General features: G+C 46.8%; 14 protein-coding genes and 1 other annotated feature. Of the genes, 4 read left to right on the plus strand and 10 right to left on the minus strand.

Translation table 11 applies throughout. The features are described 5' to 3' along the window. Positions 1-3: 3 nt before the first annotated feature. The gene (locus QYF49_RS16910) at positions 4-972 is read right to left on the minus strand and encodes an MBL fold metallo-hydrolase (RefSeq protein WP_290400777.1); all 969 of its coding nucleotides are present in this window, start codon (positions 970-972) and stop codon (positions 4-6) included. A gap of 147 nt (positions 973-1,119) precedes the next feature. Beyond that, positions 1,120-1,332, plus strand: a binding site (T-box leader). A 45-nt stretch (positions 1,333-1,377) separates the two neighbouring features. Between QYF49_RS16910 and proC the strand changes: the two genes are divergently transcribed. The 3 genes from proC (at position 1,378) to QYF49_RS16925 (ending at position 3,322) form a co-directional block, all read left to right on the plus strand. After that, entirely contained in the window at positions 1,378-2,226 is an 849-nt protein-coding gene (gene proC / locus QYF49_RS16915) for a pyrroline-5-carboxylate reductase (protein ID WP_290400966.1), read from the plus strand. 59 nt (positions 2,227-2,285) lie between these two features. Beyond that, complete coding sequence (locus QYF49_RS16920; protein ID WP_290400778.1) at positions 2,286-2,444, plus strand: hypothetical protein; 159 nt, start codon at positions 2,286-2,288, stop codon at positions 2,442-2,444. A 98-nt stretch (positions 2,445-2,542) separates the two neighbouring features. Then, on the plus strand, positions 2,543-3,322 hold the full coding sequence (locus QYF49_RS16925) for a glycerophosphodiester phosphodiesterase (RefSeq protein ID WP_290400779.1): 780 nt from the start codon (positions 2,543-2,545) through the stop codon (positions 3,320-3,322). 12 nt (positions 3,323-3,334) lie between these two features. Here QYF49_RS16925 and rnz read toward each other — a convergent pair whose 3' ends face one another. The 8 genes from rnz to QYF49_RS16965 form a co-directional block, all read right to left on the minus strand. After that, positions 3,335-4,267 carry a ribonuclease Z gene (gene rnz / locus QYF49_RS16930; protein WP_290400780.1) on the minus strand — a complete coding sequence of 311 codons (933 nt, stop codon included), beginning with the start codon at positions 4,265-4,267 and terminating at the stop codon, positions 3,335-3,337. A gap of 1 nt (position 4,268) precedes the next feature. After that, on the minus strand, positions 4,269-4,919 hold the full coding sequence (locus QYF49_RS16935) for a phosphatase PAP2 family protein (protein ID WP_290400781.1): 651 nt from the start codon (positions 4,917-4,919) through the stop codon (positions 4,269-4,271). A gap of 22 nt (positions 4,920-4,941) precedes the next feature. Then, positions 4,942-6,144, minus strand: coding sequence for a DNA polymerase IV (locus QYF49_RS16940; protein ID WP_290400782.1), 1,203 nt, complete (start codon positions 6,142-6,144; stop codon positions 4,942-4,944). A 108-nt stretch (positions 6,145-6,252) separates the two neighbouring features. Beyond that, complete coding sequence (locus QYF49_RS16945) at positions 6,253-6,759, minus strand: MarR family transcriptional regulator (protein ID WP_290400783.1); 507 nt, start codon at positions 6,757-6,759, stop codon at positions 6,253-6,255. Positions 6,760-6,908: 149 nt separating this feature from the next. Next, positions 6,909-8,030, minus strand: coding sequence for a tripeptidase T (locus tag QYF49_RS16950; RefSeq protein WP_290400784.1), 1,122 nt, complete (start codon positions 8,028-8,030; stop codon positions 6,909-6,911). 14 nt (positions 8,031-8,044) lie between these two features. Further along, positions 8,045-9,595, minus strand: coding sequence for an acyl-CoA carboxylase subunit beta (locus QYF49_RS16955; protein ID WP_290400785.1), 1,551 nt, complete (start codon positions 9,593-9,595; stop codon positions 8,045-8,047). Then, on the minus strand, positions 9,595-10,443 hold the full coding sequence (gene mce / locus QYF49_RS16960) for a methylmalonyl-CoA epimerase (RefSeq protein ID WP_290400786.1): 849 nt from the start codon (positions 10,441-10,443) through the stop codon (positions 9,595-9,597). Before mce ends, QYF49_RS16955 begins: the two co-directional genes overlap by 1 nt. Positions 10,444-10,465: 22 nt before the next feature. Next, on the minus strand, positions 10,466-12,109 hold the full coding sequence (locus QYF49_RS16965; protein WP_290400787.1) for an acyl-CoA mutase large subunit family protein: 1,644 nt from the start codon (positions 12,107-12,109) through the stop codon (positions 10,466-10,468). A 116-nt stretch (positions 12,110-12,225) separates the two neighbouring features. Here QYF49_RS16965 and prli42 point away from each other — a divergent pair, with 116 nt between their 5' ends. Then, entirely contained in the window at positions 12,226-12,369 is a 144-nt protein-coding gene (gene prli42, locus QYF49_RS16970) for a stressosome-associated protein Prli42 (RefSeq protein ID WP_290400788.1), read from the plus strand. Positions 12,370-12,417: 48 nt separating this feature from the next. On the opposite strand, the gene QYF49_RS16975 is transcribed toward prli42, so the two are convergent. Continuing rightward, entirely contained in the window at positions 12,418-13,377 is a 960-nt protein-coding gene (locus QYF49_RS16975) for an aromatic acid exporter family protein (protein ID WP_290400789.1), read from the minus strand. Positions 13,378-13,483 lie beyond the last annotated feature (106 nt).

Consider the following 13,483-nt stretch of genomic DNA (forward strand, 5'->3'; position numbering starts at 1 on the left):
TTCTTATGCTCCTTCTGCCCGCTTGTAGTAGATAATTCCGTGAAGGTCTTTTGCGAGAATCCGTCCCTCTTCTTCAAGAAGGTCCAGATGCCCGACGGTTTCCGAAAGAGTAAGGCCCGGCTCCTTTTGATAGATGCCCGGGAATAATAACTTGCTTAATTCATAGGCTGTCTTCTCACCGGATAGCATCTCCCATAAAGCGTGGGCCCGGCTGTTCTGCTGTGCAAGCCTTTCCTTGATCAGCTCTGAACTATTGGAGATGGGAAGGCCATGCCCCGGAAGGATGACGTCAATAGGGAGTCCGGCTGCTGTCTTCAATGAATTCCGGTATTGCAGCAGGGGTTTAGGCCGCTCTGTTTCAGTGATCAGGGGCGGCTCGATGAGCGCGTTGGAAGATATGCGCTGCAGCAAAAAATCTCCTCCGATCATGATTCCGCTCTCCTCATGAAACAGAGAAAGATGATCAGGCGAATGGCCCGGTGTTTTCATCATCGTCCACCCCGGAAGCCCCGGAACCTCTTCTCCTTCATACAAAGCGGGAGTAGCGTGGACAACAGCAGAGAACTCAAGATATTTTTTTAACTTCATATACTCAAACCGGACCGCTTCTTCCGGCATACCCATTTTTTTGTAAAACCCTTCATAAAACCGATTTCTATGTACGAAAAATTCCTTCTGCTGGCTCAGATATGGTATTTCTTCTAAACTGGCAAGGACAGCCGGCACCGGACTCTTAAAGTATGCATAAAGCCCGACATGGTCCGGATGATAATGAGTAAAGATCACTTGTTCAATATCCTTTTCAGCCAGCCCGTTTTCAGCCAGTTTCTCCCGGAAGATTTTCCATGCTTCCGGTGTTTTTGGCCCGCAGTCAACAAGGGTAAGCTTCTCCCCTCGTATGAGATATACATTGACATCTCCTACCGGAAACGGTGTCGGAAGCGAGATGGTTATAATATTCTGATTCAACATTGTTCACCTGACCTCATCTGTTGGCATATATATACCAATCAGTATAGCAAAAAATGAGCTTCTTAAGAAAAGTTAATATTGCAAAAAATATGAACTTGACATACTGTACTGACCCATTGCATAATGTTTTGTAATAACTGAACGCTGAACACGGCGCTGAAAGGGACCAGTAATTCATTAAACGGCTGAAAGAGAATGGAATCCACCGGCTGAAAGATTCCAGCAGTACGAGATGAATGAACCTATCCCCCGAGCCATCAGGGATTGAACCTGATCGTATGCCTTCGATACAGGCAATAAGCTGGGCTTTTAAAAAGCCAATTAAGGTGGTACCGCGGATCGCACTCCTCCGTCCTTTTCCAAGGATCGAGGAGTGCGTTTTTACGTTTAACCTAAGTTGGAGGGATTGCCGTGAATAAGAAAATCGCATTTATTGGAGCAGGCTCCATGGCAGAAGCTATGATTTCAGGATTGATCACCAATAAACTCGCCGTGCCCGGACAAATCATCGCAGCCAACAGAATGAACACGAATAGGCTCTTGGAACTGAAGGAAAGGTATGGAATCGATATTGCGGCTTCTGCATCCGATGCGGTCCGGAAAGCAGAGATTCTCATCCTTGCCATGAAACCGAAAGATGCAGAGGACGCCCTGTACGCGATCAGGGATTCCATCGGTGAACAGCACCTTATCATTTCAGTGCTGGCGGGAATATCAACCGACCATATCTCCTGCCTTCTTCAGTCGGATGCACCAGTCATTCGTGCGATGCCGAACACATCGGCAGCGATCGGATATTCTGCTACCGGCCTTGCTGCTGGAAAATATGCGGAAGACCATGATCTCAAACAGGCGGAAGAGCTTTTTAACTGCATAGGAACGACCACCTGCTTGAAAGAAGAAAGTCTGCACGCCGTAACCGGATTGGCCGGAAGTGGTCCGGCCTATGTTTATTATTTAGTCGAAGCGATGCACCAGGCAGCGTCCTCTCTTGATCTTAGTGAATCTGAGGCAAGAGATCTGATCGCTCAGACACTTTTGGGCGCTGCCCATATGCTGAAAATGAGCGGCGACCATCCCCGGCTGCTCCGTCAGAAGGTAACCAGTCCCGGGGGTACAACAGAGGCGGGCATACAGATGCTGGACCAGTTTCAAGTAAAAGAAGCCATTGAATCATGCGTCAAACGCGCTGCCCAGCGCTCAGAAGAGCTCGGCAGCCTGTATACACCGCCGTCTGCCGAAGGAATTGTTTGACAATTCTGTTATCTTATTTTATAATAAAACAACTATAGCGCAACAACGGGAGGTATAAGATGCTTGATCAAGAAGAATTCAAGCGGTACAATCTGTTGTTTAAAGAGTTCGAACAATTTCTTACACGGCCACTGACAAAAAAGGAAAAAGATTTTATAAAATGGATCGTAAAAAATGATATGAGCATTGAGCGCACTACTTCTGCGCGAGCCACCTAAACAAGCCCCTGAAAGTAACGGGCTTGTTTTTTTGGTTTTAGAACGTTTGGCCGGCTTATGTTAAGGTAAGAGTATAAGAAGAAAGGAGTGTTCCCGCTATGACAAAAATATTTGGACACCGGGGTGCCAGCAAGGTATGCCCAGAGAACACGATGGCCGCTTACACTCGCGCATATGAAATGGGAGCAGACGGACTTGAAATCGATGTCCATTTAACGAGCGACGGCATTCCTGTTATCATTCATGATGATACGGTCAAACGGACAACGAACGGAAAAGGGTATGTTAAACATTTTACGCTCGCTGAGATTAAACAGCTGGACGCGGGGAGCTGGTTTTCTTTGGCCTTTCAACATGAACGGATTCTTACACTCGAAGAATTTCTGCAGTGGATCTGTAGAACACCTCTTCTTCTCAATATTGAATTGAAGAATAACAAAGTGCATTATGAAGATTTAGAGAAAAAAGTCTACAGTCTCGTAAATGCTTACGGCATGAAAGAAAGAACGATCTATTCTTCCTTTAACCATTACAGTCTTGTTCAATTAAGAAGCATGGATCCATACATTGATATTGCACCCCTGTACTCCTCGGCCATCTACGAGCCATGGAACTATGCAAAAAGTATGGGGGCGCTGAGTGTGCATCCGCAATTTAAAAGTCTTCACCCTATCATTCTGGAGAGCCTTCAGGAGCATGGGATACGGGTCAGACCGTACACGGTGAATCAGGAAAAGTGGCTGCATTATTTTTTGGATTGGCAGGTGGATGCCATCATCACAGATACACCCGATGTGGCGGTGGCCATCAGAAATGGCGAGATCCCTGAACCGAAGGGTTTTATCCTTGAAGTGTACAATAAGATGAAAAAAAAATGAGCGGCAGCCCGCTCATTTTTTGATCTTTTCAATCGGAAAAATACTAAAGTCATCAGCGATCATCGTGTTCGAAAAAACTTCCTCTGCCTCTTTTAAAAGCAGCATTTTCTCCTCTTTATGATACCTGGAACTGATATGGTTCAAGATCAATGCGGCTGCATTCGCCAGCCTGGCGGTAACAGCAGCAGACCGGGCTGAAGAATGTCCGAATTCCGCGGCCTTTTCTGCCAATTCATGCAGGACAGTCGCTTCATGGACAATCACCGAGGCATTTCTTCCCAGCTCTACCGCATTATCACAGTATTTCGTATCACCGAGGATAGCGACAATCCGTCCAGGTACAGGAGGTGATACAAAATCACTGCTCTTGAGCACTGTTCCGTCCTCCCGTCGGACATCCCTTCCTTCTTTCAATTGCTGATACAATGGACCGGGCGCCAGCCCCATCTTTTTTAACATGCCGGCTTTCAGCTTCCCTGGCTGCGCCTGCTCTTCCAACCGAAAACCGAAACAAGGGATCACATGGTCCAGTTTCTTGGCATATACGTGCCTGCCATCGTCTTCACAGATCAGCCCTTCACCGATCTCAATGACTTGGATCGGATAGGTGAGATACGTTTCGCTTATGTTCAATGCAGTTTCGATAAATGCTTTTATCCCCTTGGGACCGTAAATCGCCACTGGACTCGCTTCGCCATTTTGAAAAGAACGGCTTCCAAGAAGGCCCGGCAGACCAAAGATGTGGTCTCCGTGCAGATGGGTAATAAAAATTTTATTGATCTTACGAGGTTTGAGAGAAGTGCGCAATATTTGATGCTGTGTGGCTTCTCCGCAGTCAAAGAGCCAGACTTCTCCGCCCCTTTGGAGGAATTTAAGGGCCACTGAAGATACATTCCGTTCCTTGGATGGCATACCGGCTCCCGTTCCCAAAAAATGAAGTTCCATCTCAGCTATTCCTTTCATGCTTTAACATAAAAAATACGAGGCGATAAAGGACAACGAAAAAAAGAAGCAAGCTTCCTCCGGCAAGAAATCCTGCGAGCACATCACTTGGATAATGCACACCAAGATAGATTCTGCTCAGGCCGACCAGCACGATATAAGCACATCCTGCTGCAGTGATCAGCCACCGCACCCATCGATGTCCAATCTGTCTTACAAGCAAGTAGAACAACAATCCAAAGAAACCGATGGAGATCATGGCGTGTCCGCTTGGAAAACTATATCCTCCGATTTCAACAAGACGATGAAGGGATGGCCGCCTTCTTTCATAAATTCCTTTAAGAAGCTCATTTCCGTTGCGGGCCGCAAACAAGCAGATCCCCAGTAACACTGGTTCTAGCCATCTTCTTCTCCATAAAATGAAAAAAACAGAGAACACAGCAAACGCGATAAATTGATTAGGCCTTGATGCACTTTCAGTGATGACGATAAAAGCTCGCGTCAGCTCCCGGGGCTGATAAGCCGTTATGGCATGGACGACGGTCTCATCGAATCTTCTTACGAACGTCTCCTGATAGATCCCTCCAATAAGAAAAAAGAACCCTAAAAGAAACACTAATCCAAGCACAGACGAAAGTTGGATACTTTTTTTCAAATCATGTTCACCTGGCCTTTGGCTAATAAAAGTCTGATGGATCATCTGTTAGTTTGCCTCGAATAATGGACTGATCACCAAACTTTTTTTGAATATCGCTGATCAATCGATTGACGTCATTCCGCTTTTTTTCCTGTTCAAACGTAAACAAGTCCATCTGTTTGTAGGCTTTTTCTTTCGGTAAGACATCTGCGGCCGTAATGCCGAGGAGACGGACTGGCTCACCGTTCCAATGTTTCGTAAACAAAGACCATGCATTCTCAAGAATATCTGCCTTAGCATGAAAGGGATTTTCCATCGTCTTGCTTCTGGTGACCGTCTTCCGGTCTGCATAGCGGATCACGATCTGAAGGTTCTGTCCAACGGCGTTCTTGGCTTTCATCCGCCGTTCCACTGAATCTGCCAATACGGAAAAGACGCGTTTAAGCTCCTCTTGATCACTTACGTCTTCAGCCAGAGTGGTAGAGTTGCCCACCGATTGAAATTCAGAGGCGCGCTCCGGATCAACCGGGCTGTCATCGATACCGTTCGCACGCTCCCATATCCTCACTCCGTTTTTTCCAAAACGGTGTTTAAGGCTGTACGCATCTTCTTTTGCGAGGTCACCGATGGTATAAATGTTATATTTTTTTAGTTTCTCCTCTGTGGCTTTTCCGATTCCGTGCATTTCTCCGACGGTCATGGGCCAGAGGATCTGCTGGATCTCCCGCTTTCGCAAGACCGTAATGCCCATCGGTTTTTTCATATCCGATGCCATCTTGGCAAGAAATTTATTCGGTGCAATCCCTATGCTTGAAGGTAGGCCCAATTCATGGAGCAGCCTGTCTTGTATCTCCTCGGCCGCTTCAATCGGGCTCATCGCGGATCCTGTAATATCAAGATAGCCTTCATCGATTGAAACAGGCTCCACGAGCTCCGTATATTCCCGGAGCAGCTGAAACATCTTCTGAGACATCGTACGGTACTTTTGAAAATCCGGCCGTAAGACGATGAGAGATGGACAAAGTTTTTTTGCCTGCCACAGTGGCATCGTCGTTTTTATCCCGAACTCCCGTGCTTCATAGCTGCAGGTAACGATGATGCCGCGCCGTTCTTCCGGATTGCCGGCGATGGCTAAAGGCTTTCCCTTTAAAGCAGGGTCCATCATACTTTCCACCGAGGCATAAAAGCTGTTCATGTCCACATGCAGGATAAATCTTCGTTTTAAGTTGGCGGACCTATCCATGTTGTTCCATCTCCTTCAATCCTTTCCTTCCCCATTATAAGAAATGAGAGAACATAAGAAAAGCGAAAGCCGTTTGACTGCCGCACCATAAGAAAAGACAAGGCCAAATCACCTTGTCTCCACTGTTTCACGCAGCTGCCTGCCTGTTTTCTCAATCCATTCCACATACTCTTTCCCGTGGAAATGCTCGTTCATGTCCCTATGCAAGTTTACAAGCTCCAGCAGTAATTCCTGTTTGCCGTGATCTTTACTCCAGTTTTGAAGATAACGGTAAACTGAATATGAGCCTTCACCGGACAGCTTCTGTTTTTTCTCTCCCTCTTCTGTAAGGGTAACGTAAGAAATTCGCCGGTCATGATCTTTTTTCAATAAATGTATCAACCCTTTTTCCTTCAGGCGTTTAATAACCTGCATGACTGTCGAAACATCCCATAATCCGAGCTGTGCAATGCGGGAAATTGTGGCTTCCTGTTCTAAGGATACAATCCATAGAATGTGCTGCTCAGCTTGAGTCAATCCCAATGACTTCGCTGATTTTTGCCACTCATCTTCAAGTACCTTGTACACTCCCCGCAAATAGTTCATCATCATATGCATGTTCGCAAGTTCACTCATCCAATCCCTCCGGCTTTCCATCCTATTTAGACATATTTTTCCATGGTCAAACTATCACCAAATATACTAATTTGAGCTATATATGTCAACCTTGACCTGAAGGGCCATAAAAACAGGAGCCAAACCTTTTCATGGATGGCTCCTAATCTTTACTCTCCGGCGACTTCCTGAATGACCGCAACCACGATCTCGGCTGTTTTCACCAGTTCCTCGATCGGCATTTTTTCATTTTTTGTGTGAATTTCCTCGTATCCTACTGCAAGGTTTACGGTTGGGATCCCGTGGCCGGCGATTACGTTCGCATCACTTCCTCCGCCGCTTTGCAGCAAGCGGTGAGGACGTCCGATGCGTTCAGCAGCTTTCTTCGCCACTTCAACGACATGATCCCCGTCGCCAAACTTAAATCCAGGGTACATCACTTTTATGTTTACTTCAGCGCGGCCGCCAAACTGAGAGGCCGTTGCTTCAAACGCTTCTTTCATCTTAGCCACCTGAGCTTCCATTTTCTCTGTGACAAGAGAACGGGCTTCTGCCAGAATAGCCACGTGATCACAAACGATATTGGTCTGTGTGCCGCCCTCAAATCTTCCAATGTTAGCCGTTGTTTCTTCATCAATCCTTCCGAGCGGCATTTTAGAGATAGCCTTGGCTGCAATGGTAATGGCTGACACACCCTTCTCAGGGGCAACACCTGCATGTGCAGTCTTTCCATAGATATCAACAATCAGCTTGGCTTGTGTCGGCGCTGCGACAATGATGTCGCCGACTTTGCCGTCACTGTCGAGCGCGAAACCGATCTTTGCGGTTAACCGGGCAGGATCAAGCTCTTTTGCTCCTACAAGCCCTGACTCTTCACCAACGGTGATGATGAACTGAATGTCTCCATGCTTAATATTTTGTTCTTTTAAAAGTTTAACGGCTTCAAGCATCGCAGCGAGGCCTGCCTTGTCGTCCGCACCAAGGATGGTCGTCCCATCGGTTACCACATAGCCGTCTTTAATCGCAGGTTTTACCCCATTGCCAGGTACGACCGTATCCATATGTGATGTGAAATAAATCGGATCCACTCCGTCTTTATTGCCTTTCAGCGTGCAAATCAGGTTTCCGGCGCCATGTTCAGTTTTAGATTCGGCATCATCCTCAAATACTTCAACACCAAGATCGGTGAACTTTTTTGTAAGGACTTTGGAAATTTCCTTTTCAAATTTTGTTTCAGAATCGATCTGTACCAATTCCAAAAATTCTCCTAGCAGTCGTTGCTCATTAACCATCGTGTCTTCCTCCATTATAACGGGATATTGCCGTGTTTCTTCCAGGGCCTTTCCTCATGCTTCGTCCGGAGCATTTCCAGAGCTTGAATACATTTGATCCTCGTATCCCGTGGATCGATGACATCATCGACCATACCTCTGGAAGCTGCAACATACGGATTGGCAAACTTCGTCCGGTACTCGTCGATCTTAGTCTGCCTTGTCGCCTCAGGATCATCGCTTTGTTCGATCTCTCTCGCAAAAATGATGTTCGCCGCACCCTGCGGCCCCATGACTGCGATCTCTGCATTCGGCCACGCAAAAACAAGGTCAGCGCCAATCGATTTGCTGTTTAATGCGACATAAGCCCCGCCGTAGGCCTTGCGGGTGATGACCGTTATTTTTGGAACGGTTGCCTCGGAATAGGCATACAGGATTTTAGCTCCGTGTCTTATAATGCCGCCGTGCTCCTGTTTAATTCCTGGAAAAAATCCGGTGACGTCCTCAAAGGTGATAATCGGAATATTAAAAGCGTCACAAAAACGAATAAAGCGCGATGCCTTATCCGAAGAATCAATATCAAGGCCGCCAGCCATGATTTTTGGCTGATTACATACTAATCCTACCACTTCACCCTTAATCCTGGCAAAACCAATGACTATGTTCCTGGCAAAAAAGGCTTGAACTTCTAGAAAAGTGTTCCGATCGACCACTTGCTCGATGACCTTGCGAACATCATACGGTTTCGTCGCATCCACCGGTACCACCTCGGCGATATCGGGGCGGTCATCGTTCTCCTGCTCCTGGACTTCTATTCTAGCCGGTTTTTCTTTATTGTTCTGAGGAAGCAAGGCTATCAGCGCCCTAACCTGCTCGAGCACTTGAGACTCTGTTTCCCCCATAAAATGGGCGTTTCCGCTTTTCGTGCTATGCACCTTCGCGCCGCCAAGATCCTCAGATGAAATTTTTTCACCCGTTACCGTTTCGATGACTTTCGGCCCGGTAATAAACATTTGACTTGTCTGCTCCACCATAAAAACGAAATCGGTGATGGCCGGGGAATAGACAGCTCCACCTGCACATGGCCCCAGAATAACGGAAATTTGCGGAATGACGCCGGAGTAGATCGAGTTTCTGTAAAAGATCTGGCCATAGCCGTCCAGAGAAACAACCCCTTCTTGAATTCTCGCGCCACCAGAATCGTTCAGCCCGATAAATGGTGTTCCATTCTTAGCCGCAAGATCCATCACACTGGCGATCTTATGGGCGTGCATCTCACCTAACGCGCCGCCAAAAACGGTAAAATCCTGAGCAAATAAATAAACCGGCCGGCCATGAATCTTTCCATACCCTGTAACGACACCCTCTCCAGGAGCCTTCATATTCTGAAGACCAAAATCGGTGCAGCGGTGTTCAATAAAGGGGTTTAACTCCACAAACGTTCCCTCGTCAAGCAAAAGATCAATTCGTTCTCTTGCGGTCAATTTTCCACGCTCATGCTGTTTATCAATCCTGTCGTCTCCGCCTCCAAGCTCGATCTCACGTTTCCTTTCATAAAGTTCTTCCATTTTATCGTACATGTCCATCAGGACTCTCCTCCTTCCTCCACGGGTTTTTCGCACAGTTCAAACAGCACCTTATGAGTAGAAGATGGATGGATGAATGCGATGGATGCCCCGCCGGCACCTTTCACCGGATGTTCCTGGATCATCTTTACGCCAGCTTTTTTCAATTCCTCAATTCTGGATGAGATATCTTCCACACCAAGAGCCACATGGTGGACACCCTGGCCCCGTTTGTTGATAAACTGCCGGATCGGGCTCTGTTCATCGATTGGTTCAAGAAGCTCCAGCCTTGACTGGCCAACCTTCAGGAAGGCCACCTTTACCTTTTGAGTTTCCACTGTTTCCACCGCTTCAAGCTTAAGCCCGAGGGTATTCACATAAAACGGAAGAACCTCGTCGAGGGATTCGACAGCAATGCCGATATGATCAATTTTTTTGGGAGGCTCCATCCCTGCAGGCGCCGGGTAACCATCCCGTTCAAGCACAGCTGCCTCAATATATTTAGCCGTTTCAACCGTTGGTGTGCCTGGGGTGAAAATTTTTCTTACGCCTGCTGATTCAAGAAAAGGAATGTCTTCCCAAGGGATGACACCGCCTCCAATTACAATTATGTCTTCTGCCCCCCGCTGTTTTAAAAGAGACATCACTTCGGGAAACAGTTCATTATGCGCTCCCGACAGGCAAGATAAACCGATCGCATCCACATCTTCCTGCACAGCGGCGGCCACAATCTGTTCGGGGGTCTGGCGGAGACCGGTATAAATGACCTCCATCCCATAATCGCGAAGAGCCTGTGAGATGACAAGAGCTCCGCGGTCATGACCGTCGAGTCCAGGTTTTGCCACCAGCACACGTATTTTTTTATTCATCGTTCTTCCCACTCCTGTCTGTCTATATTCCTGTAAATTCTCCAAACTCTTCACGGAGGATGCCGCAGATCTCTCCAATGGTACAATAATCGCGCACACAGTCCAAAATGAGCGGCATCAGGTTTTCTGACCCTTGAGCACCTTGGCGGAGCGCATCCAACCGAGCGCTCACTCGGTGTTGGTCTCTTGAAGACTTCAGCCGGGTGAGCTTTTCTTTTTGTTTTTCACCGAGTGCCGGATCAACTCGTAAAAGCTCCGGCTGTACTTCGTTCTCCACCGTGAATGAATTCATCCCTACGATGATTTCATCCCCTTTTTCGATGGACTTCTGCGTCTCATAAGCCGTATGATGAATTTCCCGCTGCATGTATCCCTGTTCAACTGCTGAAACGGCACCGCCGAGAGACTCAATTTTTTCAAGATAACGAGTAACTTCTTCCTCCATAACATCGGTCAGATGCTCCACATAATAAGATCCTGCCAGAGGATCCACCGTATCCGCCACTCCGCTCTCATGGGCTATGATCTGCTGGGTCCTCAACGCGATTCTCGCAGAATCTTCGGTAGGAAGGGCGAGAGCTTCATCCCTCGAATTCGTATGCAGACTCTGAGTGCCTCCCATTACGGCGGAAAGAGCCTGAATTGTTACACGGACGATATTATTATCAGGCTGCTGAGCGGTCAGCGTAGAACCGCCTGTTTGGGTATGAAACCGAAGCTGCCAGCTTTTCGGGTTCTTAGCCTTATAATGTTCCTTCATGAGTTTAGCCCAAATTCTTCTGGCTGCCCTGAACTTAGCGACTTCTTCAAAAAACTGATTATGGGCGTTAAAGAAAAACGCAAGCCTCGGTGCAAAGTCATCGATGTTCAAACCCGCGGCCAGTGCAGCGTCAACATACGCTTTTCCATTGGCGATCGTAAATGCCAGCTCTTGGACGGCATTCGCCCCTGCCTCCCGGATATGATACCCTGATATACTGATGGTGTTCCATTTCGGAACGTGTTCCTTACAAAAAGCAAATATATCCGTAATGAGCCGCATGGACGGCTTAGGAGGGAAAATATACGTTCCTCTCGCAATATATTCTTTTAAAATATCATTCTGGATCGTTCCTGAAATTTTCTCTGAAGAGACACCCTGTTTTTCGGCCACGGCGATATACATCGCCAGCAAGATGGACGCGGGTGCATTAATCGTCATCGATGTACTTACCTTATCGAGCGGGATATCCCGTAAAAGCGCTTCCATATCTTCCAATGAATCAATGGCAACTCCTACTTTTCCTACCTCTCCCTTGGACATGGAATGATCAGAATCGTATCCGATCTGTGTGGGGAGATCAAAGGCAACCGAAAGGCCGGTCTGTCCCTGCTTTAGCAAATAACGGAACCGCTTGTTGGTCTCTTCAGCCGAACCGAATCCGGCATATTGCCGCATCGTCCAATAGCGGGCCCTGTACATCGTGGGCTGTATACCCCTAGTATAAGGATATTCGCCCGGCAATCCAAGCTTCTCTATATCATAATCTTCTGCTTCAATTCCATAGAGCCGGGCGACTTCAAACTTTGAACTTGTTTCAAATCTTTCTTTTCGTTCCGGAAACCGCTGCATGCTTTTTTCTGTGGCGAGCTTCCAGTTCTTCACTCTCTCCTGATGATCGTTCATATAGGTGCCTCCTATAACCTATCATTCGACATTTTCTTTCTTTACATTACTTTCTTTTTGAAAACGCTTTTTCCTGCTATAATCACTAAATTTATAGACAGATAGGAGGAAATGTTGTGAGACGGTTGAAATCCTTGTACAATAATAAATGGATAAGGAGGGTAATGATGTCTAAAAAATTAATCAAAACCGTCGTTTTCATTATGCTGGGCTCGTTGCTGCTGACAACGTTACTGACGGGAATCAGCGCGCTGTTCTAGTAAAACGCTAAAAAAATAAGCCTGTACGGCTTATTTTTTATGCATGGATCAGACGTCACTCTTCCTAAAACTCTTCTTGATCTGAAGATACCGTTCGATCTCATTTAACAGGTGTAGAAGCTTTGATCTTGTCTCAAATTCTTCCCTGTCTTTCGGAAGATCCATTTCACGAAACCTTCCTCTCATTCTTTCAATACTGTTTAAATAGATCACTGCGGTATTGCCAGGATGGACAGCTTCACTCAATTCACCAAAAAAGTCTCCGAGGATATAACCCTGCAGATACCGCTGGTCAATAGAAGAAAGGATCGGTATCATCTGTTCAATCAGTTCAAGCTGCTTTTCCCTCATTTTAAAATAATGGTAATACTCATTCTCATACCGAACAGTATGGTTTTCTACATCACGGAAAGCCAGATCCTTCCCCTCATCGATCAGCCGGGCGGCCTCGGTTATCTCTTTACCGTCCCACAAGTGGTTATGGTCGTAGAGATAGGCGCGAAACTCCAGAAAGATGGATTTAAACTGTCCCTCGAGGCCTAACTGAATTTTCTTTAAGGTATGTTCCATGCTCGGCATATATAAGTTAACCAAGAGTGCCATGCCGATCCCAATACAAATCAGAGCGATTTCATTCCCCACCGCTTTCCAGCTGAGATATTCCAGTGTATACAGATGAAGAATAATGACCGAGCTCGTAATGATGCCTTCTTTAAGGTTCAAAGCGACAACGACTGGGATAAACATCAGGATCAGCAGCCCGATGCTCCAGGGATGGTATCCCAGAACCTGAAAGAAAACAGCAGCAAACACGATCCCGATGAGACAGGCCGCAAACCTTTCCCAGGAGCTGATCAATGAGCGTTGCTGCGTAACTTTTACGCAAAGAATCGTTAAAATTCCTGCTGAGCTGTAGAATTCCAGTCCGAGCCACTGAGCGATACCGATGGCTAATGCCGTTCCAACGGCCGTCTTTATCGTCCTGTAGCCGATTTTCAATGCTGGCATAACTTTTCTTCCTTTCCTGCTTTACTCCAGACGATTATCTCATGAATATCATGCTGCAGAAAGAATTTTGACATGCAAATAGAAAAGCGGAAGCGACCTGGGATGA

It is taken from the genome of Fictibacillus terranigra, from assembly GCF_030412265.1.
Taxonomy (GTDB): Bacteria; Bacillota; Bacilli; order Bacillales; family Fictibacillaceae; genus Fictibacillus_C; species Fictibacillus_C terrinigri.

What these genes read in the sequence shown, in the direction of transcription:
- QYF49_RS16910 (WP_290400777.1), bottom strand. Translation starts at nt 972, where the DNA reads ATGTTGAATCAGAATATTATAACCATCTCGCTTCCGACACCGTTTCCG.
- QYF49_RS16940 (WP_290400782.1), bottom strand. Translation starts at nt 6,144, where the DNA reads ATGGATAGGTCCGCCAACTTAAAACGAAGATTTATCCTGCATGTGGAC.
- mce (WP_290400786.1), bottom strand. Translation starts at nt 10,443, where the DNA reads ATGAATAAAAAAATACGTGTGCTGGTGGCAAAACCTGGACTCGACGGT.
- QYF49_RS16925 (WP_290400779.1), top strand. Translation starts at nt 2,543, where the DNA reads ATGACAAAAATATTTGGACACCGGGGTGCCAGCAAGGTATGCCCAGAG.
- QYF49_RS16945 (WP_290400783.1), bottom strand. Translation starts at nt 6,759, where the DNA reads ATGAGTGAACTTGCGAACATGCATATGATGATGAACTATTTGCGGGGA.
- QYF49_RS16955 (WP_290400785.1), bottom strand. Translation starts at nt 9,595, where the DNA reads ATGGACATGTACGATAAAATGGAAGAACTTTATGAAAGGAAACGTGAG.
- QYF49_RS16920 (WP_290400778.1), top strand. Translation starts at nt 2,286, where the DNA reads ATGCTTGATCAAGAAGAATTCAAGCGGTACAATCTGTTGTTTAAAGAG.
- QYF49_RS16975 (WP_290400789.1), bottom strand. Translation starts at nt 13,377, where the DNA reads ATGCCAGCATTGAAAATCGGCTACAGGACGATAAAGACGGCCGTTGGA.
- QYF49_RS16965 (WP_290400787.1), bottom strand. Translation starts at nt 12,109, where the DNA reads ATGAACGATCATCAGGAGAGAGTGAAGAACTGGAAGCTCGCCACAGAA.
- QYF49_RS16950 (WP_290400784.1), bottom strand. Translation starts at nt 8,030, where the DNA reads ATGGTTAATGAGCAACGACTGCTAGGAGAATTTTTGGAATTGGTACAG.
- rnz (WP_290400780.1), bottom strand. Translation starts at nt 4,267, where the DNA reads ATGGAACTTCATTTTTTGGGAACGGGAGCCGGTATGCCATCCAAGGAA.